Origin of the sequence: Streptomyces sp. SAI-127, assembly GCF_029894425.1 — a bacterium.
Taxonomy (GTDB): Bacteria; Actinomycetota; Actinomycetes; order Streptomycetales; family Streptomycetaceae; genus Streptomyces.
The window spans coordinates 1307057-1332811 of the sequence record NZ_JARXYJ010000001.1; the positions used below are offsets into that span (position 1 = coordinate 1307057).

General features: G+C 72.4%; 20 protein-coding genes and 1 pseudogene. 11 read left to right on the forward strand and 10 right to left on the reverse strand.

Annotated elements, in window-relative coordinates; all coding sequences use genetic code 11:
• Positions 1–7: 7 nt before the first annotated feature.
• Both M2157_RS06255 and M2157_RS06260 read right to left on the reverse strand, forming a co-directional pair.
• On the reverse strand, positions 8–1867 hold the full coding sequence (locus M2157_RS06255) for a cellulase family glycosylhydrolase (protein WP_280864677.1): 1860 nt from the start codon (positions 1865–1867) through the stop codon (positions 8–10).
• A gap of 77 nt (positions 1868–1944) precedes the next feature.
• Entirely contained in the window at positions 1945–3909 is a 1965-nt protein-coding gene (locus M2157_RS06260) for a TetM/TetW/TetO/TetS family tetracycline resistance ribosomal protection protein (RefSeq protein ID WP_280860787.1), read from the reverse strand.
• Positions 3910–4137: 228 nt separating this feature from the next.
• On the opposite strand from M2157_RS06260, the gene M2157_RS06265 reads away from it, so the two are divergent.
• From M2157_RS06265 to M2157_RS06295, 7 genes are read left to right on the forward strand one after another with little or no spacing between them, the layout of a single operon-like run.
• Complete coding sequence (locus M2157_RS06265; RefSeq protein WP_266555849.1) at positions 4138–4617, forward strand: (2Fe-2S)-binding protein; 480 nt, start codon at positions 4138–4140, stop codon at positions 4615–4617.
• Positions 4614–6959: a xanthine dehydrogenase family protein molybdopterin-binding subunit gene (locus M2157_RS06270; protein WP_280860789.1), complete on the forward strand. Its 2346-nt coding sequence runs from the start codon at positions 4614–4616 to the stop codon at positions 6957–6959. Before M2157_RS06265 ends, M2157_RS06270 begins: the two co-directional genes overlap by 4 nt.
• Positions 6956–7810 carry a xanthine dehydrogenase family protein subunit M gene (locus M2157_RS06275; protein ID WP_280860790.1) on the forward strand — a complete coding sequence of 285 codons (855 nt, stop codon included), beginning with the start codon at positions 6956–6958 and terminating at the stop codon, positions 7808–7810. The genes M2157_RS06270 and M2157_RS06275 overlap by 4 nt, the downstream gene beginning before the upstream one ends.
• A gap of 8 nt (positions 7811–7818) precedes the next feature.
• Positions 7819–8685: a MoxR family ATPase gene (locus tag M2157_RS06280; protein WP_280864679.1), complete on the forward strand. Its 867-nt coding sequence runs from the start codon at positions 7819–7821 to the stop codon at positions 8683–8685.
• Positions 8686–8690: 5 nt separating this feature from the next.
• Positions 8691–9800 carry a VWA domain-containing protein gene (locus M2157_RS06285; protein ID WP_280860792.1) on the forward strand — a complete coding sequence of 370 codons (1110 nt, stop codon included), beginning with the start codon at positions 8691–8693 and terminating at the stop codon, positions 9798–9800.
• Positions 9793–10893, forward strand: coding sequence for an XdhC family protein (locus M2157_RS06290; RefSeq protein WP_280860793.1), 1101 nt, complete (start codon positions 9793–9795; stop codon positions 10891–10893). Before M2157_RS06285 ends, M2157_RS06290 begins: the two co-directional genes overlap by 8 nt.
• A gap of 19 nt (positions 10894–10912) precedes the next feature.
• The gene (locus tag M2157_RS06295; protein ID WP_280864680.1) at positions 10913–11560 is read left to right on the forward strand and encodes an SRPBCC family protein; all 648 of its coding nucleotides are present in this window, start codon (positions 10913–10915) and stop codon (positions 11558–11560) included.
• 141 nt (positions 11561–11701) lie between these two features.
• On the opposite strand, the gene M2157_RS06300 is transcribed toward M2157_RS06295, so the two are convergent.
• The 3 genes and pseudogenes from M2157_RS06300 to M2157_RS06310 form a co-directional block, all read right to left on the reverse strand.
• Positions 11702–11992: a hypothetical protein gene (locus M2157_RS06300; RefSeq protein ID WP_280864681.1), complete on the reverse strand. Its 291-nt coding sequence runs from the start codon at positions 11990–11992 to the stop codon at positions 11702–11704.
• A 131-nt stretch (positions 11993–12123) separates the two neighbouring features.
• Entirely contained in the window at positions 12124–12636 is a 513-nt protein-coding gene (locus M2157_RS06305) for a metallophosphoesterase (protein WP_280864682.1), read from the reverse strand.
• Between the two features lie 9 nt (positions 12637–12645).
• Positions 12646–13496: pseudogene (locus tag M2157_RS06310) on the reverse strand (SAM-dependent methyltransferase).
• A gap of 184 nt (positions 13497–13680) precedes the next feature.
• Between M2157_RS06310 and M2157_RS06315 the strand changes: the two are divergent.
• On the forward strand, positions 13681–15630 hold the full coding sequence (locus M2157_RS06315) for a glycosyltransferase family A protein (protein ID WP_280864683.1): 1950 nt from the start codon (positions 13681–13683) through the stop codon (positions 15628–15630).
• A 74-nt stretch (positions 15631–15704) separates the two neighbouring features.
• Here the strand turns inward: M2157_RS06315 and M2157_RS06320 are convergent, their stop codons facing one another.
• The 5 genes from M2157_RS06320 to M2157_RS06340 all read right to left on the reverse strand — a co-directional run bounded on the left by M2157_RS06320 (position 15705) and on the right by M2157_RS06340 (position 20880).
• Entirely contained in the window at positions 15705–16508 is an 804-nt protein-coding gene (locus M2157_RS06320) for a class I SAM-dependent methyltransferase (RefSeq protein WP_280860798.1), read from the reverse strand.
• Between the two features lie 400 nt (positions 16509–16908).
• The gene (locus M2157_RS06325) at positions 16909–17559 is read right to left on the reverse strand and encodes a sugar phosphate nucleotidyltransferase (protein ID WP_280864685.1); all 651 of its coding nucleotides are present in this window, start codon (positions 17557–17559) and stop codon (positions 16909–16911) included.
• Positions 17560–17635: 76 nt separating this feature from the next.
• On the reverse strand, positions 17636–17812 hold the full coding sequence (locus M2157_RS06330) for a hypothetical protein (protein ID WP_280860801.1): 177 nt from the start codon (positions 17810–17812) through the stop codon (positions 17636–17638).
• A gap of 156 nt (positions 17813–17968) precedes the next feature.
• Positions 17969–18388, reverse strand: coding sequence for a CBS domain-containing protein (locus M2157_RS06335; protein WP_280864686.1), 420 nt, complete (start codon positions 18386–18388; stop codon positions 17969–17971).
• A 44-nt stretch (positions 18389–18432) separates the two neighbouring features.
• Positions 18433–20880: a SpoIIE family protein phosphatase gene (locus tag M2157_RS06340; protein ID WP_280864687.1), complete on the reverse strand. Its 2448-nt coding sequence runs from the start codon at positions 20878–20880 to the stop codon at positions 18433–18435.
• 197 nt (positions 20881–21077) lie between these two features.
• Between M2157_RS06340 and lanKC the strand changes: the two genes are divergently transcribed.
• The 3 genes from lanKC to M2157_RS06355 all read left to right on the forward strand — a co-directional run bounded on the left by lanKC (position 21078) and on the right by M2157_RS06355 (position 25706).
• Positions 21078–23723: a class III lanthionine synthetase LanKC gene (lanKC, locus tag M2157_RS06345; RefSeq protein WP_280864688.1), complete on the forward strand. Its 2646-nt coding sequence runs from the start codon at positions 21078–21080 to the stop codon at positions 23721–23723.
• A 59-nt stretch (positions 23724–23782) separates the two neighbouring features.
• Complete coding sequence (locus M2157_RS06350) at positions 23783–23899, forward strand: SapB/AmfS family lanthipeptide (RefSeq protein ID WP_020117173.1); 117 nt, start codon at positions 23783–23785, stop codon at positions 23897–23899.
• Positions 23900–23987: 88 nt separating this feature from the next.
• Positions 23988–25706, forward strand: coding sequence for an ABC transporter ATP-binding protein (locus tag M2157_RS06355; protein ID WP_280864689.1), 1719 nt, complete (start codon positions 23988–23990; stop codon positions 25704–25706).
• The last annotated feature ends 49 nt before the right edge of the window (positions 25707–25755 follow it).

A 25755-nucleotide genomic window follows, 5' to 3' on the forward strand; every position in this document is an offset into this window, starting at 1 on the left:
AGCCGGGTCAGCCGAACTTCTGCGCCACCCAGGTCGCGAGCTCCGACCTGGCCGCGCTCAGCAGTGACGCGGAGGGCGCGGTCGTCCGGTTCGTCACCAGCGCGTAGTGCAGGACACCGGAGTCCGAGTCGGTGAGCAGCAGCCGTCGGCTCCCCGTGCCGCCCGGCTCGGGGGCCGCCCCGACCGGGGTCGACGAGCTGTACGCCGGAGGGCCGTGGACCGTGCCCAGGTCGGAGACCACCGTGGTCGCCGAGTTCGGGAAGGACGCGGGCAGGTGGAGTTCGGTGGGGGCGGAGCCGCTTCCCGAGCGCCACACCAGCACCGAGTACTGGCCGGATCCGACCAGCGACGACACGTTCGGCAGGCTGCTCGGCACCGGGTTCCAGGTCAGGGTCGTGGAGCCGTCGCGTGAGCGGTCCTCGTAGGTGAAGGCGAGGGTCGTCCCCGCGGTGGCGCTCGGGTAGATCCGGTCGAGGAGCCGTGCGTCCTGACGGAGCACCGCCGTGCCCGAGTCGTCGAGCTTCACGGCCGACAGGTCCTCGTCGTTCCAGGCGTCGCCCGAGGTGAGCACCTTGTCGGGGTTGTCGTTCATCAACTCGTGGTGGCGGCCGTTGTAGATGTCCCACTGCCATTGGGTGCCGGAGAGGACCGGCCCCGAACCGGCGGGCGCGGACCACCAGTTGGCGCCCTTCACCCGGGAGTCGAGGGCCTGGTACATGGCCTTGAGGACGGTCGGTGCCTTGCCGGCCGTCGAGCCGTTCAGCGGGTGCCCGAACTCGCTGACCACGGCCGTCGTCCCGGCGGCCGCCGCACGGTCGCGTACCGTGCCGAAGTCGGTGACGTACTGGCCGTCGGAGGCGTTGCCCCACATCAGGATGCCGGAGATGGCCTTCTGGTCGTAGAAGTGGGTGTTGAAGACATACCGGGAGCCGAGCGTGCCCGCGTCCAGAAGGCCGCCCTCCTCCTTGCTGACGTTGCCGTTCCAGAAGAGGTTCGGCTCGACCATGGCGGGCTTGTCCGTCCAGCCCGCCGCGTCCATCCGGGCCCGGAACTTCACGTAGAAGGGCCAGAGCAGGTCGCGTTCCCAGGTGCGGCTGTTCTGGCCGGAGTCGTAGGTGCCGGCGTAGGGCTCGTTGTACGGGTCGAAGCCGACCACGCCGGCGAACTCCTCGGCGGCCAGGTTCGCCTTGAGGTACGCCATGGTCTTCTGGGCGGTGGCCAGGAAGGAGTCCTGAAGGCCGTACTTGTTGTGCCAGAAGTCGTACTGGGCGGCCTTGACCGCGCCGTTCTGGGTGATGTTCTGGCCCCACAGCAGGCAGATGCCACAGGACTCGGCGGGATAGTTGCCGAGCGCCACGGCCCACGCGGGGGCGCCGTCGCCGGTGTACCAGCTGCCCGAGTTGAACAGCCAGCGGGAGTACAGGTCCTGGTGGAAGTCGGGGTAGACCCGGATGCCCGCGTCGAGGAACGCGCGCATCTGCGCGGTGGCGTTCGCCAGATACGTGGTGTCGACCTGGCCCTTCACCGGTTCCGCGTAGGCCCAGGACAGCAGGAAGCGGACGGAGTTGCCGCCGCCGAGGGCTCTCAGCGCGGTCGCCGACTTCTTGGCGTCGGCGACCGAGGCGAAGGGCAGGCCCTTGTTCTCGGCGAGCTTGGTCTCGCCGGAGACGTTGTAGCCACGCAGCACGACCTCACGGCCGTTGCCGTCGACGAACCGTCCGTTCTGGACGGTCAGGGGGGTGTCGTCGAAGGAGAGGGAACCGGTGAGGGCGTCGGCGGGGGCGGGTCGGACGCCCGCAACCGTCAGGAATCCACAGAGGACAACCAGAACAACGAGCAGACGTGCGCGTTTATTCGGCATGTCCATTACAGTCCGACCATTTCGGTACAACGTCAACACCATCTGACTGATGAGTAAGTTTCACTTTCGTCGCATCTGACGCCTCACCCGCCGACTCGACGCGTCACGTTCAACAGATACTCCTTCCGGTTGAGGGGGTTGTGATCACTGCGTGGGCGACGCGGAACGGTTCCGTGGGAGACCGGCGCGTAGTGGTCGAAGCCGCTCTCCAACTCCCCCTCGCCACGGGCGAGTCCGGGCAGCCGCTGCTCCAGCGCGTGCACCCGGGCGGCCGGCACCGCACCCTCCAGAACGCAGCGGTCGCCGCGCGTCTCGGTGGTCTGCGGTACGGCCCGCAGCGCGGCCAGCACCGGCAGCAGGGCCCCGAGGGTGTCGGCCGGGGCCTCGATGCGGAACCGGTGCATCGGTTCGTACACCTGGGTGCCCGCGCGGCGCAGCGCCTCGACGAGGACCAGCGGGGTCAGGCCCCGGAAGTCGGCTCCGGTGCTGGACATGCTCTTGTCGAAGCCCTGGTGGGCGTGGCTCTGCCGGGGCCAGTAGCCGGAGTGGGTCATGGTGACCGTGCAGTCGGTGACCTGCCAGCCCTCCAGCCCCTGGTGGAGGGTGTCGCGCACGGTGTCCTCGACGGCCTTGAAGAAGGCGTACGGCATGGCGCCGAGTTCCACCTCCAGCCGGAAGGCCACGCCCGAGCCGACCGGTGCCGGGTCGACGCGCAGACCGACGGTGGCGAGGAAGGGGTTGGCGTCCTTCTTGATGAACTCGGCGGCCGCGCCCGACCCGGACGGGCGCTCGATGCACAGGGGCGTGGTCTCGCGGAAGGTGACGTCGAGACCGAACTCCTCGGCGAGCGTGGCCTGGACGACCTCTTTCTGGACCTCGCCGTAGAGGGAGACGGAGGTCTCCTGGCGGACCTCGTCGTGGCGCAGGTCGATCAGCGGGTCCTGCTCGGCGAGCTGGGTGAGGGCGAGGTGGAGGGACCTGGCGTCGGTGTCCGGGCCCGGGACGACGACCGTCTCGAGGGAGGGCGGGGCGAAGAAGTGGCCGTGGGCCTTGCGGGGCTCGCCGAGGGCGTCCCCGATGCGGATGTCGGCCAGGCCCCAGAGCTTGGCGATCCGGTTCGCCGGGACCGCCTCCCGACGGGTCTCGGTGCCTCCGTCGAACACGCTGATCGCGGTGATACGGCCCTCGGTGCGCGCCTCACCGAACGGCACCCGGTCGCGGATGCCGAGCGTGCCGGAGAACAGGCGCGCGTACGCGACCTTCTCCCCCGCCGGTCCCCGGTCGACCTTGAACACCGTGCCGGAGACGGGCCCGTCGGGGTCGCCGTCGGCGGCGGGCAGCAGCTCCTTGATGCCGGTGATCAGTTCGGGCACGCCCGCGCCGGTGACCGCCGAGCCGAAGTACACCGGGTGCACCAGGGCCTGCCGGGTCTGCGCGACCAGTGCCCGGCGCAGCAGATCCTCGCCGACCCGCCCCTCGACACAGGCCGACAGCAGGTCGTCGTCATGGTCGGCGAGAACGTCGTAGGCACCGATCCCGGGGAGGAAGCGGGCGTCCCGCCCGCCGAGTCCGCCCACTGTCCCCATCGGCACGACCGCCGGGGTGAGCCGCTCGGCGATGGCCCGCAGGACACCGTCGTACCGGGCGCCCCTCCGGTCGATCTTGTTGACGAAGACGAGGGTCGGGATGCGCAGCCGCTGGAGGGTCCGCATCAGGACGCGGGTCTGCGCCTGAACGCCCTCGACGGCCGAGACGACGAGCACAGCGCCGTCGAGCACGCCGAGGACCCGTTCCACCTCGGCGATGAAGTCGGGGTGGCCGGGGGTGTCGATGAGGTTGACGGTCACGTCGTCGACCGCGAAGGAGACGACGGCGGACTTGATGGTGATGCCGCGCCGGCGCTCGAGGGCCAGCGTGTCGGTCTGTGTGCTGCCGGCGTCGACGCTGCCGATCTCGTCGATGACTCCGACCGAGTGCAGGAGCCGCTCGGTCAGGCTGGTCTTACCGGCGTCGACGTGGGCGAGGATCCCGAGATTGAGCAGGTGCACGAAGCGTCATGTCCTTTGGGGAGAGGGAGATTCCTTCCGGGTCGGACATGGACGCAGTGCGCATGACGGCTCCTGGATCGTGCGACGGCAAAGACACGAGAAGTGCAGCAGGTGCGAACCCTCGGCGGCAACGGATTAACGCTCAACCAGTTGCGTCCCGACCCTCGCCCCCTCCCCGGAGCGGTCCTAGAGTGACGCACATCACGTTTGTGGTCCTGGGAGGGCACAATGACCCGTATCTCGGTGAAAGTGGACGGCACGGTGTACCAGGACGAGGTGGAGCCTCGTCTGCTGCTGATCCACTACCTGCGTGACCGGCTCGGCCTGACCGGCACCCCGATCGGCTGCGACACCTCCAACTGCGGGGCCTGCACCGTCGACCTCGACGGTGCGAGCGTCAAGAGCTGCTCGGTGCTCGCCGTCCAGGCGGACGGGAGCGAAGTGACCACGGTGGAGGGACTGGCCCGGAACGGGGAGTGGACCGGCCTCCAGCGTGCCTTCCACGAACGGCACGCGCTCCAGTGCGGCTACTGCACTCCCGGCATGCTCATGGCGGCGCGCGATCTGCTGCGCGAGAACCCGCACCCGACCTCGGACGAGGTGCGGCACGCCCTGGAGGGCAACCTCTGCCGCTGCACTGGCTACCAGAACATCGTGCGGGCCGTGCTGGCCGCCGCCGAACCCGCCGAGCAGGGGGTGACGACATGACCGAGGTCGGCACGGCCCGGCTCCGCAAGGAGGACGCCCGGCTGCTCACCGGACAGACTCGCTGGACCGACAACATCGACGCCACCGGGATGCTGCACCTGGCGGTCCTGCGCAGCCCCATGGCGCACGCCCGGATCGACCGGGTCGACGTCTCCCCCGCGCTCGAACGCCCGGGCGTGGTCGCCGCGTTCAGCGGCGCCGATCTCGCGGAGGGCATGGGTTCCCTCCCCTGCGCCTGGCCCGTGACCGAGGACATCGTGCTGCCCGACCACCCGCCGATCGCGACCGCCGAGGTGCGCTACGCGGGGGACCCGGTGGCGGTGGTGGTGGCCCGCGACCGGTACGCGGCCGCCGACGCGCTGGAGGCGATCGAGGTCGACTACGCACCGCTGCCCCCGGTCCTCGACCTGGAGGCCGCTCTGGAGCCGGAGGCCCCCCTCGTCCACTCCGACAAGGGCACCAACCGCTGCTACGACTGGCCGCTGCGCAGCGGCGAGGACTTCGCCGCGGTACGGCAGCGCGCCGAGGTGACCCTCAAGCGCCGCTACCACCAGCAGCGCCTGATCCCCAACGCCATGGAACCGCGCGCGGTCGTCGTCACCCCGATCGCCTCGTCCGACGAGTACACGGTCTACTCCTCCACCCAGATCCCGCACATCCTGCGGGTCATGCTCGCCGTGGTCACCGGTGTCCCCGAGCACAAGCTGCGGGTGGTCGCCCCGGACGTGGGCGGCGGCTTCGGCTCCAAACTCCAGGTGTACGGCGAGGAGGCACTCACCCTCGCGGTCGCGCGCCGCCTCGGACGGCCCGTGAAGTGGACCGAGTCCCGCTCCGAGGGCTACCTCGCCACCCATCACGGCCGGGGCATGATCCAGGACGTCGAGATCGCCGCGAACCGCGACGGCACCCTGCTCGGCCTCAAGGCGGACCTGCTGGTCGACATGGGCGCCTATCTGATGCTGGTCACCCCGGGCATCCCGATCCTGGGCGCGTTCATGTACCCGGGCATCTACAAGATGGGCTCCTACGAACTCAACGTCACCGGAGTCTTCACGACCAGGACGCCGACGGACGCCTACCGCGGTGCCGGGCGGCCGGAGGCGACGTACGCCATCGAACGGATCATGGACGAGCTGGCGGACGAACTCGGCCTGGATCCGGTGGAGTTGCGGCGCCGGAACTGGATCCGGCACGAGGAGTTCCCCTACACGACCATCGCGGGCCTCACGTACGACAGCGGCAACTACGAGGCCGCGACCGACAAGGCGCTCGCGCTGTTCGACTACGACAAGCTGCGCGCCGAGCAGGCGGACCGCAATCAGCGGGGCGACACCGTACGTCTCGGGATCGGGGTGTCGACGTACACCGAGATGTGCGGGCTCGCGCCGAGCCGGGTGCTGAGGGATCTGCGGTACGCGGCCGGCGGCTGGGAGGCGGCGAGCGTGCGCATGCTGCCGACCGGCAAGGTCGAGGTCGTCACGGGCACCAGCCCGCACGGGCAGGGGCATGTGACCAGTTGGAGCCAGATCGCCGCCGATGTGCTCGGGGTGCCCTTCGACGATGTCCAGGTGGTGCACGGGGACACCAAGGCTGCTCCGCAGGGGATGGACACCTACGGCTCGCGGTCGCTGGTGGTCGGCGGCACGGCCGTGCATCACGCCGCGACCAAGGTGGTGGACAAGGCCCGGAAGGTCGCCGCGCATCTGCTCGAAGCGAGTGAGCAGGACCTGGAGTTCACCGACGGCGTCTTCTCCGTGAAAGGGTCGCCGGACGCCCGCAGGACGATCCAGGAGATCGCCTTCGAGACGTTCACCTCGCACGACCTGCCCGACGGCCTGGAGCCCACCATCAACGCCGGGCACCTGACCGATCCGGACAACTTCTCCTTTCCGCACGGCACGCACCTGTGCGCGGTGGAGGTCGACACCGAGACCGGGCAGACGCGGATCAGGTCGTACGTCGCCGTGGACGACGTCGGCCGGGTGATCAACCCGATGATCGTCGAGGGCCAGGTGCACGGCGGACTCGCGCAGGGCATCGCGCAGGCCCTGTACGAGGAGGCGGTCTACGACGACGAGGGCAACCTGGTCTCCGGCACGATGGCCGACTATCTGGTGCCCTCGGCGCCGGACCTGCCGGAGTTCGTGACGGACCGGACGGAGACGCCCGCGACGACGAATCCGATGGGCGTCAAGGGAGTCGGCGAGGCGGGCACCATCGCCTCCACGCCGGCCGTGGTGGGGGCGATCGTGGACGCGCTGCGGCCGCTCGGCGTGCGCGACGTGCGGATGCCCTGTACGCCCGAGCGGGTCTGGCAGGCCCTGAAGGAGGCCTCGGCATGATTCCTCCCAGCTTCGACTACACCCGTCCGAGCAGCGTCGAGGAGGCGGTGCGCGCGCTCTCCGAGGGCGGCGAGGACGCCAAGGTGCTGGCCGGCGGGCAGAGCCTGCTGCCGCTGCTCAGGCTCCGGCTGGCCTTTCCCGAACTGGTGGTGGACGTCGGGCGCGTCCCCGGTCTGACGGGGGTGCGCGAGGAGGGCGAGACCCTCGTCATCGGCGCGTTGACCACCCACCACGACGTGGTCCGCGACCCGCTGGTCCGCCGGCACGCGGGTCTCCTGGCCGCCGCCACGGCCGGGGTCGGAGATCCCGCCGTACGGCACCGGGGGACCGTCGGCGGCTCGCTCGCGCACGCCGACCCGGCCGGTGACCTGCCCGCCGTGGTGCTCGCCCTGGACGCGGAGCTGATCGCCACCGGGCCGGGCGGCAGGCGCGCGATCCCCGCGCGGGAGTTCTTCGTCGACTATCTCCAGACCGCCCTGGAGCCCGACGAACTCCTGGTGGAGATCCGGATACCGAAGGCCGACGGCTGGGGTTTCCACTACGAGAAGTTCCACCGGGTGGCCCAGTCCTGGGCGATCGTCGGCGTGGCCGCGCTGGTGCGGCGGGACGACGGGCACATCGCCGAGGCCAGGGTCGGGCTGACCAACATGGGGTCCACTCCGCTGCGCGCCTCGGCGACCGAGGAGGCTCTGACCGGCAGCGCGGACGGACCGGCCGTGGCGCGGGCCGCGGAGTCGGCGGCGGAGGGGACCCGGCCCTCCCGGGACCTGTCCGGGTCGCCCGAGTACCGGGCGCATCTGGCGCGGGTGCTGACCAGGCGGGCGGTGCTGGCCGCCGCCGGGATGGGGTGAACGGGAGCGTGAACGGCCCGGAAGAGGTGCGGGCCCGCCTGGAGGAGACGGGGTATCTCGTCGACGACGGGCTGGCCGTCGCCTGCTTCCTGGCCCTTCGGCTGCACCGGCCGCTGTTCTGCGAGGGCGACGCGGGCGTCGGCAAGACCGCGCTCGCGGCCGCCCTCGCCGAGGCGCTCGGCGCCCCGCTGATCCGGCTCCAGTGCCACGAGGGCATCGACGCCTCGCAGGCCCTGTACGACTGGGACTTCCCCCGTCAGCTGTTGCATCTGCGGGCCGCCGAGGCGGCCGGGACCGTGGACGCCGACCGGCTGGAGGGCGAGCTGTACGACCGCCGGTTCCTGATCGCCCGGCCGTTGCTGCGCGCCCTGGAGACCTGCCCGTCGGTGCTGCTGATCGACGAGATCGACCGCGCCGACGACGAGTTCGAGGCGTTCCTGCTGGAACTGCTGTCCGAGTTCTCGGTGACGATCCCGGAACTGGGCACGGTGCGGGCGCGGAAGCCACCGGTGGTCGTCCTCACCTCGAACCGGACCCGCGAGGTGCACGACGCCCTGAAGCGGCGCTGTCTCTACCACTGGTTCGACCATCCCGACTTCGCCCGTGAACTCGCCATCGTGCGGCGGCGGTTGCCCGGTGTGTCGCAGCGGCTGGCCGAACAGGTGACCGCGCTGGTGCAGACACTGCGCGCCGAGGACCTGCTCAAACCGCCGGGCGTGGCCGAGACGATCGACTGGGCCGAGGCACTCGACGCGCTGGGGGCGCGCGAGGTGGACACGGAGCTGGCGATGGCCACCCTGGGGTCGGTGCTGAAGTACCGGGAGGACGCGGAACGGGCGCGGGGGTTGCTTCCGGCGGCTCTGCAAGGTGTGTGATCACCATGTCCGGGACGGTCGATGCTGTCTTCCTCGCCTTTGCCCGCGCCCTTCGCGTGGCAGGGGTCGACGCGAGCGCCGAGCGGGTGCACGCCTTTCTGCGTGCGGTGGCCGAGCTGGGGCCGGCGCAGGTGTACTGGGCGGGGCGGCTGACGCTGTGCGGGAGCCACGAGGACCTGGAACGCTACGACCAGGTGTTCGCGGCTCGCTTCGGCGGCGAGTCGGCCGAGGCCGGTCGGCGGGCGGCCCCTCCCGGGCGGCGGCTCGCCGTAGGGGACACGCAGGCCGGGCGCCGCACCCGGACGCCCGAGGAACCCGCCCTCCCACCCGCGGCCGCGCTCGCCGGCTCCGCCGAGGTCCTGCGCCACCGCGACATCGCCGAACTGGACGCCGCCGAACGCGCGGCCCTGCGTCGCCTGCTGGCCGCGTTCGCGCTGCACGGCCAGGCACGGCGTACGGCCCGTCGCCGCCCGGCGAGGCGCGGTGCCGTGGATCCGCACCGGACCGTGCGGGAGCTGTTGCGGCAGGGCGGGGAACCGGCCCGCCTCCGGCACCGCGCACGGGCCGAGCGGCCCCGCCGGGTCGTGCTGCTCGTGGACGTCAGCGGCTCGATGGCGCCGTACGCCGACGCGCTGCTGCGCTTCGCCCACGCGGCGGCCCATGGCGGCCGCACTACCCGCACCGACGTGTTCACGATCGCCACCCGGCTGACCCGCGTCACCCGCGAGCTCTCGCACCGCGATCCGGACCTGGCGATGGCCGCCCTGGCCGCCGCCGTGCCGGACTGGCGCGGGGGTACCCGGCTCGGTGAGCTGCTGCGGGAGTTCCTGAACCGCTGGGGGCAGCGGGGCACGGCACGCGGGGCGGTCGTGGTGGTGCTGTCGGACGGCTGGGAGCGTGGCGATCCGGAGCTGCTCGCGGCGCAGATGCGACGCTTGCACCGGCTGGCGCACCGGGTGATCTGGGCCAATCCGCGCAAGGCACGCCCCGGTTACGCGCCCCTGGCCGCCGGGATGGCGGCCGCGCTGCCGAGCGTGGACGCGTTCGTCGAGGGGCACAGCCTGGCCGCGCTGGAGCGTCTGGCGGCGGTGGTGAAAGGAGCCGACGATGCGTGACATCCTCCCGGTGCTGAACGGCTGGTACACGGCAGGGGTGCCGTTCGGACTGGCCACGGTGGTCTCGACGAGCCGCAGCGCGCCGCGCGATCCGGGCGCGGCCATGGCCGTGGGTCCGGACGACGAGGTCGTCGGCAGTGTGTCCGGCGGCTGTGTCGAGGGGGCCGTGTTCGAGCTGGCCCAGGAGGTCGTGGCGAGCGGCGAGGCCCGCCTGGAGACCTTCGGGTACAGCGACGAGGACGCGTTCGCGGTGGGCCTCACCTGCGGCGGGGAGATCACGCTTCTCGTACGTCCCGTGACGGCCGCCCTCGATCCCGCGTTCGGCGAGATCGCGGAGTCGGTCGCGGCGGCCCGCCCGGTGACCGTGGCGACGGTGACCGACGGTCCCGCACCCCGCGGGGCCACGCTCGCCGTGTGGCCGGACCGGGTCGCGGGCACCCTCGGCAGCACCGGCCTGGACGTCGCGGTCACCGCCGACGCGCGCGGCGAACTCGCCCTGGGCGCGACGGGGTCGAGGCACTACGGCCCGCACGGCGAGCGCCGCGAGGACGCGGTCACCGTCTTCCTGCACTCCTTCGCCCCGCCGCCCCGCATGCTGGTCTTCGGCGCGATCGACTACGCGGCCGCGGTCGCCCGGATCGGCGCCTTCCTCGGCTACCGGGTCACGGTCTGCGACGCCCGCCCGGTCTTCGCCACGCCGAAGCGCTTCCCTGAGGGTGTGGAGGTCGTCGTGGACTGGCCGCACCGCTACCTCGGCGGCACCGTCACCGACGAACGCACCGTGATCTGCGTCCTGACCCACGACCCGAAGTTCGACGTGCCCCTGCTGGAGGAGGCGCTGCGCCGGCCGGCGGCGTACATCGGGGCGATGGGCAGCCGGCGTACCCACGACGACCGGATGAAGCGGCTGGCCGAATCGGGGCTGACCGAGGCCGAGTTGGCCCGGCTGCGCTCGCCGGTCGGCCTCGACCTCGGTGCCCGTACACCGGAGGAGGTCGCCGTGTCCGTGGCCGCCGAGATCGTCGCGCTGCGCTGGGGCGGCAGCGGTGCCCCGCTGACGGCGACGGCGGGGGCGATCCATCCGTCTTCGTGAAGCCTGCCTGGAGGAAGTCATGGAACTGCACCACGAGTTCACCGTGCCGGTCCCGGTCGACGAGGCCTGGCGGGCGCTCCTCGACATCGAGGGGGTCGCGCCCTGCATGCCCGGGGCGAGTGTCGAGGACTACGACGGCAAGACCGTGACCGGCTCCGTGAAGGTCAAGGTCGGACCGATCACCGTGACGTACCGGGGGACCGCCGTCTTCGAGGAGCAGGACGAGTCCGCGCACCGCATGGTGCTGATCGCCAGCGGCCGGGAGACCCGCGGCCAGGGCACCGCACGGGCCACGGTGACCGGCACGCTCACCGGGCAGGACGGCGGTACGGCTGTGTCGGTGCGGACGGATCTGGCGGTGACCGGGCGGCCGGCGCAGTTCGGGCGGGGTGTGATGGCGGAGGTCGGCGACCGGCTGATCGGCCAGTTCGCCCGGTGTCTGGCGGAGCGGCTGGGCGAGCCGGAGAGGGTTCCGGGCCCGCTCGGCGAGCCGGAAACGGCCTCGGAGCCGGTCCGGCCGACCCAGGAGCCCGACGACGAGCCGCTCGACCTGCTGCGTGCGATCGGCGTACCGGTCGCCAAGCGGGCCGCGGCGGCACTGGTGGCGGCCGCCGTCGTGGTGGTCGCGGCCACCCGGATTCGGCGAATGTGGAGTCGACGGGTGTGAGCCGCGCTCGAAGGGGTAGGCGACCAGCAACGGGAGAGGGCGTCCGAAACCCTCGCCCCACCTCCGATCGGGAAGGAGGTCCGTGAGAACGCACACTCGCAGCGTCCGGGCCGCTCCCCTGCATTCGGAGCGGCCCGGACCTCATGAGTGCCGGCGTGTCGGCGTCAGGGCTCCGGGCAGCAGCACCAGCGCCGTGGCGGCCGCGTAGAGACAGGCCGAGCCGAGCGCGACGGCATGGCAGCCCCGCAGGAAACGCGCCTGGTCGCCGGGCTGGCCCGCGACCGCGATGCCGATCGCGCTGCCCGTCTGCCGTGCGGTGTTGTCGACCGCGGAGGCGAGGCCCGAGCGCTCGGCGGGGACCGTGGCGATGGCCGCCGCGACGACCGCGGGGGTCAGCAGCCCGCAGCCGATCCCCCGCAGTATCCGGCGCACATCACGACGAGGACGGTGCGCGGCGACCCGGAGTTCCGAGGGCGCACCGCGCGTCGGAGCAGCGTTACCGGTGCAGCAGGCATGTTTCCGTCGTATCAGGCGGCACTGACAGCCCCGGGTGCCCGTGAGCCCTACGGCGAAACGATCCGCAGCGGCAGGCGGTGCAGCGTGACGTCGGTGAGGCGGCCGTCGGCCACGGTCGCCGTCATGTAGGTGCAGTGGGGCTGGCGGCGGCGGTCGGTCGGTGAGCCGGGGTTGAGCAGCCGCAGTCCGCCGGGGGCGGTGGTGTCCCAGGGGATGTGGCTGTGGCCGAAGACCAGGACGTCGGCGTCGGGGTAGCGGGCGGCGCAGCGGGCCTCGCGGCCCTGGGCGGCGCCGGTCTCGTGGACGACGGCGAAGCGCAGGCCGCCGAGTTCGGCGTACGCCACCTCGGGCAGTCGTGCGCGCAGGTCGGGTCCGTCGTTGTTGCCGTAGACCCCGACGAGCCGTGCGCTGCGGCTCTCCAGCAGGTCGAGGGTGGCGGTGTCCACCCAGTCGCCGGCGTGGAAGACGACGTCGGCGTGCGGGAGCTCGGCGAGCAGCGGGGCCGGAAGCTGCTTGGCGCGCTTGGGCAGGTGGGTGTCGGACATCAGCAGCAGGCGCACGGAATCACCCTAGAGGGGCTTGCGGCCCACCCCGCACCACATGGGCAGCGCGCCGGGGCCGGACTCGGCCTCGGGACGCCATTCGGGCAGCTGGACGACGCCGGGGTCCAGGATTTCGGTGCCGTCGAAGAAGCGGGTGACGTCGGCGTGGGTGCGGGGTGTGGCGCCGGCGTGCGCGGCGGCGCGCTCGTTGTAGACGCGCATGGACGCGGCGACCTCCTCGGCCCCGATGTCGGCGGCCGGGTGGGAGAGCACGAGGTGGCTGCCGGGGGCAAGGGCGTCGAGGAGGCGCAGGGTGATGCCGTGGGGGTTGTGGGCGTCCGGGACGTACTGGAGGACCGCGACCAGCATGAGGCCGACGGGCTGCGACAGGTCGAGGGTCTCCCGGGCGGCCGTGAGGATGCGGTCGATCTCGCGCAGGTCTGCCTGGAGACAGTCGGTGGCGCCCTCGGGGGTGCTGATCAGCAGCGCGCGGGCGTGGGCGAGGACGATCGGGTCGTTGTCGACGTAGACGACCCGGGCGCCCGGGTCCACCCTCCCAGAGGGGGCACCCCCATTCGCTCCGGCTACGCTCCGCTCGCGACCTGGTGGGTGTGGTCGGCGGTCGGGATGCCGGTGCCGATGTCGAGGAACTGGCGGATGCCCGCCTTCCCGGCCAGTTCGCGCACGGCCCGCCCCAGGAAGGCCCGGTTGGCGCGGACCGCGGGGACGATCTGCGGGTTGGCCGCGGCCGCCGGCTGCGCGGCCTCCTGGTCGGCGGGGTAGTTGTCACGGCCGCCCAGCCAGGCGTTGTAGACGCGAGCGGGGTGGGCCACCGGGGAGTTGACCGCCGCCATCCCGCCCGTCGGGTGCTCGTGCATCGTCGACCGCTCCCCTCACCGCCGTCCGTCCGCCGACGCCCACGCCATGCCCCTGTGGTCACGTCCTGACTCAACTCGCCAAGACGGCCTGCTGACGCGGGACTTACCCGTCGGCGTTAACATCGGCCCACAAAGCGTCGATCCGTGACGCAAGCCACAAGCCACCCAAGGAGTCCGGACACCGATGCCGGTCAAGGTCAGCGTCGTCATCCCCGTCTACAACCCGGGGAACTACATCGAGGACTGCATCGCCTCGCTGCTCAGGCAGTCACTGCCCCCCGACGAGTACGAAGCGATCTTCGTGGACGACGGTTCGACCGACGACACGCCCGCCCGTCTGGACGCGGTGGCCGCCGAGGTCGCGAACATCAAGGTCATCCATCAGGAGGCCTCGGGCTGGTCGGGCAAGCCGCGCAACGTCGGGATCGCCGCCGCCCAGGGCGAGTTCGTCATGTTCGTCGACAACGACGACTACCTCGGCGACGAGGCCCTCGAGCGGATGTACGACTACGCGGTCGCCAACGGCGCCGACGTGGTCGTGGGCAAGATGGCCGGCAAGGGGCGGGGTGTGCCGGTGGAGCTGTTCCGCCGCAACCACCCCCGTGCCACCGTCGACAACGCCCCGCTGATCGACAGCCTGACACCGCACAAGATGTTCCGTCGGGCGTTCCTCGACCGGATCGGCCTGCGCTTCCCCGAGGGCCGGCGCCGGCTGGAGGACCACGTCTTCGTCACGGAGGCGTATCTGCGCGCGGAGAACGTCTCCGTGCTCAGCGACTACGTCTGCTACTACCACCTCAAGCGCGACGACGCCTCCAACGCGGGCTTCCAGCGCTTCGACCCGGTGGGCTACTTCCAGAACCTGCGCGAGGCGCTCGACGTCGTCGAGAAGTACACCGAGCCGGGGCCGACCCGCGACCGGTTGTTCCGTCGCTGGCTGCGCAACGAGATGGTCGAGCGGATGCGCGGCAAGCGGCTGCTCGCCGCGCCCGAGGACTACCGCAAGGAGCTCTTCACCGAGATCCGCGGGGTGGTCGTCGAGCGCTTCGGCCCCGGTGTCACGGTCGGCCTCCAGCCCACCCAGCAGGTCGTCGCCGCCCTGATCGCCGACGGCCGGCTCGACGACCTGGTGGAGTTCGCCGAGTGGGAGGCCTCCGTCGCTTCCCAGGTCGAGCCGGACGGTGTCGAGTGGGAGAAGGGTGTGCTGCGGGTCGGCCTGTCCGCCGAGCTGGCGTCCCGCGGTACGCCGATGACGTTCCCCGCCGAGGGCAGCGCCGCCCCGCTCGCCGAGCCGCCGGCCTCCGTCGAGCAGGCCGTGGACTGGGTCGGCGCCCACAGCGTGGCCGGCTTCAAGCGCGCCACGGTCGATCTGCTGCTGCGCGAACGCGCCAGCTCCGCCCAGTACTTCCAGCCGGTGGAGTTCACCCGGGAGACCGTCCCCGCTGAGGACGGCAGGGTGCGGCTGGTGCTGCGGGGCACCGTGGCCGTGGATCCGGCGACCGCGGCCGACGGCGGCCCGCTCGGCGCCGGGCTGTGGGACGTGTTCGTCCGCGTCAAGCTCGGCGGCTGGACCAAGCAGTCCCGGCTGGGCCCGGTCTCCCTCAAGGGGCGTACGGCTGCGGACGCCGGTGTGGCGGGCGGCCGGGTCGTGCTGCCGTACTGGACCGCGAAGCAGGGCACGCTCGCCCTGGACGTCGACACGGCGGGCGAGCGTCTGGACCTCGGGCGTATCACCCCCGGTGAGGTCACGATCTCCGGTGACCGTGTCGAGGTGCCGGTGCCGTTCCACGTGCCCGGTGACACGCCGGTGCTGCTGAAGCTCACGCGTGGCTCCGGTGCCGCGTCCGCGAAGGTGTCCGGCACACTGCGTCCCCAGGGTTCCGCGGCCCTCCTGGAGGCGGAGCTGCCGGTCGCCGACCTGACCGGAGGGCCCTGGCGGGTCGCGCTGAGTCCGGCACCCGACGCGCCGGAGCCCCGTTTCCATCCGCTGCCGTTCGCGCTGCGGGTGACGGCGGGCAGGGTCCAGGTCGTTGCCGTGCGCCCGCCCCGGCCCGCTGCCGGAAAGCGGCTGGTCCGCAGGGCGCGGCGACTGGCCGGGAGGCTGCTCGCCGGGCTCCGGGCACGCGGCAGGTAGAGACAGATCCGGGGCAGCTGGAAACAGATCCGGGGAGGACGCCGACGCGTCCTCCCCGGTTCACCGCCGATCGCTCAGCCGGCGTCGCTGAGCTGCTTCAGGCTGGTGCGCAGGTGTTCCCAGCTGCGGTCGCGCTTGCTGCCGCGGTTGCGGGCGTTCACCAGGGGCTTCCAGAAGGCCCCGTCGATCAGCGTCTCCGGCTTGATCGCCACCGTCCGCTCCAGGACCGTCTCCGGCACCTTCTGCGGGTCGGGGACCACGAACTCGGCGATGATCTCGTCGTACTTGTCCTTGAGCACCGTGTTGGTCGGGTCCGCGCCGAAGACCACGAGCTGGCCGGTGGGCTCGGTGTCGACCAGGACCGTCACCAGGTCGGGCCGGTAGCGGTTCAGGACCTCGATCACCTTGTAGACGTCACCGGTCCAGGCGTTGGTGTGCCGGTCCCGGGCCGCCTCGTCCACGTTGCGCGGCAGCATGTCGTCGAAGACGATCACGCTGGCCCAGTCCGAGTACTTCTCGACGTTGATGAAGTCGCGGAGCGCGTACTCGAACAGGTGCATGCCGTCGATGAACGCCAGGTCGAGCGTGACGTCCTGCCAGTAGCCGAACGGGCTGCGGTTGCGGACGATGTTGCGCAGCGGGTGACGGCCGCCCTTGAGGTGCTGCAGCGGGTTTTCGCGCGCGAAGAAGTCGTCGCTGGTGGCTTTGGCCAGGTGGACGTCGCAGCGGATCTCCGAGACCACTTTGAACGCCGGGTCGATCGCGATGCTCGGTACCCGGGAGAACGTCAGGCTGCGGCCGTCGTTGACGCCGATCTCCAGGTAGTTGCGGTTCGCGCTGGCTTTGTGGAGCCCCCGCAGGAACTCGTGACGTTTCACTGGGAAATCTCCTTGCGGATGTGTGGCAGTGCTTCGTGCAGGGCGGACCGCCGGTCCCGGCGCGAGGCCGGCGCGGCCCCCGTCCACCGGTCGTGCCCGAGGGCACCGATGGCGGGGTGTGGTGCGGGCCCGTCCAGGGCCGCGCTGCTGGTGGGGTCGGCCCGGTAGGGGTCGACCGAGGTGCAGGAACGCTCCCCGCACCGGTCCGTACCGGCTCCCCTGGCCAGAACCGGTTCCGTGGAACATACCTGCTGTGAGCTCCCCATGACAGGACTTCGCGCCGAGGAGCGTGATCCTGAGGGAAAGGGCTTGCAAAGCGCGGGAGTACGGAAGGGGTCCTTCCGGGTGACGGACGCGGTGCTCGGCCCGCCGGAGCGGGTGTGGTCGGCGGCGAGGAGGCTCATGCAGCTGTGTCTCCCCGTACGAGGCGGTGCGCCCTGGGCACGCTCGGCGCCGGGGTCACCGCGACATGGCGGCCGATGAGCGAGGACTCGACACGGGCCACGCCCTCGATCGAGGCGTCCCGCAGCACGTTGGAGTACTCGGCCTCGCTGTCCACGATCCGGCAGTCCTCCGCGACGGAGGTGAAGGGGCCGACGTAGGAGTCGCGGACCTCGGTTCCGGCGCCGATGACGACCGGACCGACGATGCGTGCGTGGATGCTCTCCGACTCGCCCCGCCTGTACGGCTCGATGGCCCGTACGGCGTCGTGGACGCTCTTGGGCTGCTGCGGCTTCTCCTCCAGGCCGATCACCTGGCCGTCCGGGCCGGGTTCGGCAAGGCCGAAGGCGCGCGGGTCGGGCACCTGGGTGAGCAGGACCGGGGCGTCGGGACGGCTGCCGCGGACGACGTCGACGAGGTCGGTGACACCGCCGACGGAGAAGGTGTCGCCGACGATCATCCCGACCTGGGTGATCCCCGCGTCGGCGATGGATTCGAGGCCGTGGAACAGGACAGCCTTGTCGGCGACGGGCACCAGCTGTTCGGCCGAGGTGTGCGTGATCGGCCGCAACCGTGTACCGGCCCCGCCGGACAGCACGAGAGCCTTCATCTGCGTCACCTTAGCCCGGATCCGGAGGAACCGGCCAAGGCAGGGGGGTGACTTGGGAGTGACGCCGCGGGGACGCTCAGTCCTCGCCGCGGAAGATGTTGCCCTCCCCGGTGCTCGCCGTGGTGGTTGCGACCCGGTCCTCGATCGCGGGCAGGCAGGTCCGCAGGTCTCCCTTGCCGTGCAGGCGGCGGGTCCTGGACCAGCCCGTCTCAGGCCGGCGTGCTACGGGTTTCTCAACGGTCTGCGAGGTCACGGCGGTTCACCGTCCTTCCATGCTGCCCCCCGGGTCCCCCGGGCGGCTCGGGGCAAACGGGCCGGGAGACCCGTCAGCCCGTCGTCGCCGCACACACATTCGCCGGAGATCGAGCGCACCGGAACTTGACGGCCGGGCCGAACCGGCCTGCCCGGCTCAGGTGTTGGGCCGCGCGGCGCTGATGTCGCCGAGGGCCGATCCCGGATCGCGTTCCATGGCCGTGTCGCCGAGGGAGACGATGCCGACGGGGTGGCCGTGGTCGACGACCGGGATCCGGCGCACGGAGTGCTCGCGCATGAGCCCGATGGCGTGGTCCAGGTCGTCCTCGGGCGTGACGGTCACCAGGTCGTCGCTGCACGCGCCGACCACGGTGATCTGCTCCGGGTCGCCGCCTTCGGCGAGGGAACGCACCACGAGGTCACGGTCGGTGACCAGACCGCGCAGTTCCTCGCCGTCGGTGACCAGGACGGCGCCGAGGTCCTGGTCGCGCATGATCTGGGCAACGGCTGTCACGGAGGTCTGCGGTTCCACGGTGACCGGGGCGCTGGTCATGATGTCGCTGACATGCTGAGTCATGACGTACCTCTCTTCTGCGGGTGGTGCGCTCCGGGTACCCCGCCTCAGTCGTCCAGTGCGATTTCGCTCCACACCTGTTTGCCGCCGCTGACGGGGACACTCCCCCAGGCCGCCGACACGGCCTCCACGAGGAGGATGCCGCGGCCCCCGGTGGCCTCCCAGCCGATGTTCGTGGGTTTGGCGGGGGTGCGGGGCGAGGCGTCGGCGACGGAGACGCGCAAGCGGCTGCCGACGAGGGTGAGGGCGAGGCGGACCTGGCCGCCGGTGTGCACGAGGGCGTTGGTGACGAGTTCGGAGACGACGAGCAGGGCGGTGTCCGTAGCGTCCTCGGGGACGCCCCAGACGCGCAGCGTGCGCCGGGTGAAGCGGCGGGCGTGCCGGGCGGCCTCGGGGACCCGCCAGACGGTCCAGCTCTCGCGGAGCGGATGGGTGGCCATGCCGTCGTAGCGCAGCAGGAGCAGGGCGACGTCGTCGCTGCGGCGGGCGCCTCCGAGCAGGGCGTCGGCGACGAGGCCGAGGTGGGCGGGGTCGGAGACGGCCAGCCCGTGGGCGAGGCGGTCCATGCCCTCGTCGATGTCGGCCTCGGTGGACTCGACCAGGCCGTCGGTGGTCAGGGCGATCAGGGTGCCTGGCTGCAGCCGGAGCGGGGTCATCGGGAAGTCGGCCTGGGCCACCACGCCGAGCGGGGGGCCGCCGTCCGCCTCGGCGATCTCCGTGGTGCCGTCGGGGTGGCGCAGCACGGGCGGCAGATGTCCGGCGCGCACGCACCAGGCGGTGCCCTCCTCCAGGTCGAGGTCCAGATAGACGCAGGTGACGAAGAGGTCGGTCTCCAGGTCCATCAGGAGGCGGTTGGCGCGGGCGACGACGACGTCCGGGGAGTGGCCCTCGACGGCGTAGGCGCGCAGGGCGGTGCGCATCTGGCCCATGAGGGTCGCGGCGGCGGCGCTGTGGCCCTGGACATCGCCGATGACCAGGGCGACGTGGTTGTCGAGCAGCGGGATCACGTCGTACCAGTCGCCGCCGAGCTCCAGGCCCGCGGTGCTGGGCAGATAGCGGGCGACGGCGATCGCGCCGGGCAGTTTGGGCAGGCGGCGGGGCAGCAGCTGGCGCTGGAGCATGCCGACGAGTTCGTGCTCGGCGTCGAGGGCGTGGGCGCGCGTCAGGGCCTGCCCGGCGAGGCCCGCGGAGGCGGTGAGCAGGGCGCGTTCGTCGGGGCCGAAGTGGTGCGGGGTGTCCCAGCCGATGAGGCAGGCGCCTGCCATGCGGCCCCCGGCGGGCAGCGGAAGGACCGCGAGGCCGCCGGGGCCGACGTCGGCGAGGGCGGGTTCCAGGACAGTGCCGGCGGGCCAGATCTGGGCGCGGCCCTCACGCAGGGCCGTGGCCAGGGTGGGCATGGCCCGCACCGGCGCCTCGGGCCACTCGCTGCGCCACTCCAGGCGCCACAGCTCGGGCCAGGACTCCGGTTCGGGCGGGTCGAGGACGGTGACGACGAGCCGGTCGTTCTCCAGCTCGGCGAGGGCGATCCGGTCGGCCCTGAGCGGGGCGCGGAGGGCGGAGACGACGGCCTGGCTGACGTCGCGGACCGTGCCGGCCATGGCGAGGGCGGCGGCCAGGCGCTGAACGCGGGCCACGTCGGTGACGTCGGAGCGCAGGGTGGAGGCGTCGGCGACGGTGCCCACGAGCCGGGAGGGACTGCCCTCGCGCCCGGGCAGCATGCGGCCGCGCAGCCTGAGCCACTTGGGTGGCCCCGTGAGCTGGAGGATGCGGAACTCCAGCTCACGGTCGCCGATGGACATGTGGCCGGCCTCGAACAGCGACATCAGCGAGGGCAGGTCCTCGGGGACGGTCAGACCGAGCAGGGTCTCGACCTTGCCGTCGAAGGCGGCCCGGCTCATGCCGAACAGCTCCAGGATCCCGTCACCCACCTCGATGCGGCCGGTGTCCATGGCGAGGCTGAAGGCGTGGGAGCGCAGCTCCGCACCCTCCATGGCGACCACGGGGGCGGGGCAGACGACCGCGTCGGCGATCACATCGAGGCACTTGCGGTCCTCGTCGTCGAAACCGTGCGGGTCCTCGCTGACGGCGACGAGACAGGCTCTGCCGTCGTCGCCGTGCGCGGGCAGGACGGCCAGGTGGAACTCCCTCCGGCCCGCCCTGGGGGGCTCCGAGCAGGCGGCGACCTCCTCCGGGCCGAGGAAGAGCGGCCGGCCCGAGCGGTGCGCGTCGGCGGGCGGGGAGCCGCCGGAGCTCGGATAGCTGTCGCGCAGCCCGTAGACCGTTCGGGGGACACCGGCCGACTCGACGAGACCCAGCAGGTCCCCGTCCTCGCCGGGGGTGTACACGGCGGCGAGGGTGGCCCCGGCGAAGACGAGCGCCTGTTCGAGGACACGTCGCAGCCTGTCGGGCGATCCGGGACCGTCCGTGATCGATGTCAGGGCATTTTCGGCACGCAACGCTCTCGTTCTGCGTCCCGCAGCGCCCTCACTCACCACTTCGCCATTACAGCGCTTATACGGCACGTGCGCAGCCCCTGTGAGCGTTCCGTGAGAGCCTCTGCGGGCGGACGTGCTCGAAACCCTTCGAACACTTCTTGACGCATGCGTTCCGCACGGTGATCTCGTGACAGCCGTGACTGTCCGTGGCCACCGCCTCGCTGGAAGGCTCTTTGGCGGGCCACGGAAGGGGACGCATGGACAAGCGCTACGAGGTGTATGCGCTCGCCGACAGACACTTCTACGAGACGCCCGACCGGATCTCGGCCGGCGAGGCGCCCGTCTACGAGACGGCGCGCCGCGCGGTGCCGGACGGCTGGGACGCTGCACGCATCGGCGACTGGCTGACGCTCACACCGCTCGGCCCGGACGGGAAGCCGGTGCCGGGCCCGTCCCAGGGCTGGAAGATCCACGCCTCGGCCACCCGGGCGAACGCGGAACGGATCGCCGCGATCGTGTGGGACTACTGCGTGCCCCGGCGCATCTCGTTCAAGTTCGTGCCCGGCCCGCATCTGCTGCACCTGCGCAACACCAAGTACGCGGCCCGCGACACCAGCGGCAAGTTCGTCACCGTCTACCCCTCCGACGAGAAGCAGCTGCACGACGTGCTGCGGGAGCTGGGCGAGCTCCTGGAGGGCTTCGAGGGGCCGTACATCCTCACCGATCTGCGCTGGTACGAGGGTCCGCTCTACGTCCGCTACGGCGCGTTCGCGCGCACCTTCGTCGTCGACGACCGGGGCTCGCTGGTGCCGGCGGTACGGGACGGCCAGGGCACGCTGGTGCCGGACCGCCGGGCCCCGTCCTTCCAGGTGCCCGAGTGGGTGACGCTGCCCGCCTTCCTGGAGCCCCATCTGGAGGCGCGCAACACCACGACGGTCGGCGAGCTGCCGTACCGCATCGAGAAGGCGTTGCACTTCTCCAACGGCGGCGGGGTCTACACGGGCACCGACACCCGCAACGGGCGCAAGGTCGTCCTCAAGGAGGGCCGGCCGCACGCGGGCCTGGCGGCCGACGGGGCGGACGCGATCGCCCGGCTGGAGCGGGAGAAGGACGCCCTGGAGCAGGTCGCGGGGACCGGCGTGGTGCCCGAGGTGCGGGACTGGTTCACGCTCGGCGACCACCGCTTCCTCGTCATGGACTTCCTGGAGGGGCGCCCGCTGAACTCGTTCTTCGCCGAGCGGCATCCGCTGCTCACCCCGGACCCCGATCCCCGGGCCGTGGCCGACTACACGGCGTGGGCGGTGCGGATCCACGGGGCGGTGGAACGGGCGGTGGAGGCGGTGCACGCGCGCGGGATCGTCTTCAACGACCTGCACGTCTTCAACATCATGGTCGGCCCCGACGAGGAGTCGGTGTCCCTGCTCGACTTCGAGGCGGCGGCGCCGGTCGAGGAGAACGGCCGCCAGGTGGTCGCCCACCCCGGCTTCTTCGCCCCGCCGGACCGCAAGGGCATCGACGTCGACCGCTACGCCCTGGCCTGTCTCAGGCTCGCCCTGTTCATGCCGGTGACCACGCTGTTCGTGGTCGACCGGGGCAAGGCGGCCCATCTGGCCGAGGTGATCCTGCGTCAGTTCCCGGACGTACCGAAGGAGTTCCTCGACGAGGCGGTCGCGGAGATCACCCGGGACACCGCCACGCGGGGCCCGCGGGACACCGGCGGCGAGCGTCCGGCCGTCCGCGCCGGGGCCGCGCCGTCCTTCGTCGAGCCCGGTGACTGGCCCTACAGCCGTGACTCCATGGTGAAGGCGCTCCTCGCCTCGGCCACTCCGGAGCGCGAGGACCGGCTCTTCCCCGGCGACATCACGCAGTTCAACGACGGCGGCGGCCTCGGGCTCGCCCACGGCGCGGCCGGGGTGCTGCACGCCCTGGACGCGGTCGGCGCGCAGCGGTACGAGGAGGGCGAGCGCTGGCTCCTGGCCCGCACCGCGCCTCCGCCGACGGGCACACCGCTCGGGCTCTACGACGGTCTCGCGGGCATCGCCCACGTCCTGGACCGGCTCGGCCACCGGCAGCGTGCCCTCGACCTGGTCGAGCGCGTCCTCGCGGAGCGCTGGCAGAACCTGTCCTCCGACCTGCACGGCGGCCTCGCCGGTCTCGGTCTGGTGCTCGGTGAACTGGCCCGCACCACAGGCGAGCCGGAGCTGCGGGAGCGGGCCGCCGAGGCCGCCGACATCCTCGTACGACGACTCGCGCAGCCCCTCGCGGACACTCCCAAGCGGCGCCGGGCCGGGCTGCTGCGGGGGTGGACCGGGCCCGCGCTCTTCCTGCTGCGGCAGTACGAACGCACCGGTGAGCCCCTGCTGCTGCGGGCGGCGGAGGTGGCGCTGCGGCGCGACCTGGAGTGCTGCGTGACGCACCCGGGCGGCTCGCTGGAGGTCGACGAGGGCTGGCGGACCCTGCCCTACCTCGGTGAGGGAAGTGCCGGCATCGGGATGGTCCTGGACGACTACCTCGCCCTGGGCGCCGACACCGAGGGGGAGTTCGAGCGGGCGCGCGCCGGGGTCCTGACCGCCGCCACCAGCCGCTTCTACGTACAGCCCGGTCTCTTCCAGGGCCGCGCCGGGATGATCCTGCACCTGGCTCGCACGGACACCCCCGGCGCGACCCGCGAGCGGATCGCCGAACAGATCGACGGGCTCGGCTGGTTCTCGATGGACTACCAGGGCCAACTGGCCTTCCCCGGCCACCAGATGATGCGCCTGTCGATGGACCTGGGCACCGGAACGGCAGGGTGCCTGCTCGCGCTCGGCGCGGCCCACGCGGCCCCCGGCGATCCGGTCACCGCACACCTGCCGTTCCTGCCGCCGCTCGGGCGGCCCCCCATACGCGGTTCCGCGACCTGACGGAGCCGTGACCCAACCCCGTCCCCACGGGTGGACGACACCGAAGAAAGGAAACCGAGATGGCACTTCTCGACCTGCAGACGATGGAGTCCGACGAGCACACCGGCGGCGGCGGCAACAGCACGCTGAGCCTGCTGTCCTGCGTCAGCGCGGCGAGCGTCACGCTCTGTCTCTGACAGGCATCGTGCGCCCATGACTCCGGGCGGTCCGCTCCCGCGAGGGAGGGACCGCCCGGGGTTCTGCACATCTGCGGAAGGCCGCCGTATGACGACTCGCACCTCGACGCCCGCCAGGCGCCTCCTGGGTCCGGCCCCCGCGCGCTGTGCGGTCCTGTGCCTGGTGAGCACGGCCGCGACCGGCGCCGGACTGCTGCTGCCGGCCGCCCTCGGCCGCACCCTGGACCTGCTGCTGGCGCAGGCACCGACGAGCCGCTGGGTGCTGTACTGCGCCGCACTGGTCCTCCTCATCGCGCTGCTCGACGCGGCGGAGACCGTCCTCGGCGGCACCGTAGACGCCCGCACCACCGCCTGGCTGCGCCGCCGGCTCACCGGACACGTCCTGGCCGTCGGTCCGCGCGCCACCGCCCGCTTCGGGCCCGGTGACCTCGTCGCCCGCCTCGTCGGCAACGCCGCGCAGGCCGGCACCGCACCGACCGCCCGCGCGGCACTGCTCGCCGCGCTCGCCGGACCGGTCGGCGCGGTGGTGGCCCTCGGCCTCGTCTCCCCCTGGCTCGCGGCCGTGTACCTGGCCGGAGCGCCGGTGCTCGCCCTGCTGTTGCGCGCCTTCGCCCGTGACACCCGGGAATGCGTGACGCGCTACCAGGAGGTGCAGGGCCGGATCGCGCAGGCGCTCTCGGAGGCCGTCGGCGGACACCGCACCATCCGGGCCGCGGGCACGGAGGACCGGGAGACGGCCCGCATCCTGCGCCCGCTGCCCGAGCTGTCCGAGGCCGGGCACCGCATGTGGCAGGTGCAGGGCCGGGCGTCGGGCCAGTCCGTCGCCGTGGCCCCGCTGCTCCAGCTCGGTGTCGTCGCCGTGGCCGGAGTGCTGCTCGCCCGGCACCGGGTCACGGTGGGCGAGGTCCTCGCCGCCTCCCGGTACGCGGTGCTCGCCACCGGGGTCGGCGTCCTGGTGGGACAGCTCGCCGGCCTGGCCAGGGCCCGGGCAGCGGCGGGACGGCTGGAGGAGGTCCTCGCGGAGTCCCCGGTCGCACACGGCGAACGCCGACTGCCGTCCGGTCCGGGACGGCTGGAACTGCGCGGCGTCACCGCCGTGCGCGGCGCACGTGCGGTGCTCGACGGGGTCGACCTCGTCGTGCCGGGCGGGACGACGCTCGCGGTGGTGGGCCGGTCGGGGGCGGGCAAGTCACTGCTCGCCGCGCTCGCCGGGCGGCTCGCCGACCCGGACTCCGGAGAGGTCCTGCTCGACGGGGTGCCGCTGCGCGAGCTCACCCACGACGAACTGCGCCGTGCCATCGGGTACGCCTTCGAACGCCCCGCCCTGCTCGGCGGCACTGTCGAGGAGGAGATCGGCCTCGCCCTCGGCTCCCCCTCCCCCGCCCGTGTCCGGGAGGCCGCCCGCACGGCCCACGCGGACGACTTCGTGCGCCGGCTGCCCGACGGTTACGACACCCTCGTCGCCGACGCCCCACGCTCCGGCGGGGAGTCCCAACGGCTCGGTCTCGCCCGGGCGTTCGCGCACGGCGGCCGTCTGCTCATCCTCGACGACGCCCTCTCCAGCCTCGACACGGTGACGGAGGCCCGCATCGCCGAGGCCCTGGTGAACGGCGGGACCGGCGGCACCCGCCTGCTCGTCGCCCACCGCACCGCCACGGCGGCCCGGGCGGATGCGGTGGCCTGGCTGGACGGGGGGCGGGTGCGGGCGGTGGGGCCGCACGAGGAGCTGTGGCGGGCGGCGGAGTACCGGGCGGTGTTCGGGAGCGGCCCGGAAGGGGCGGACAGCGTGGACGGGGGGCTGTCATGAGCCACGGCTCGGCAGGGCGCCGCGCCCGGGGCAGGCGGGCCGAAGGAGG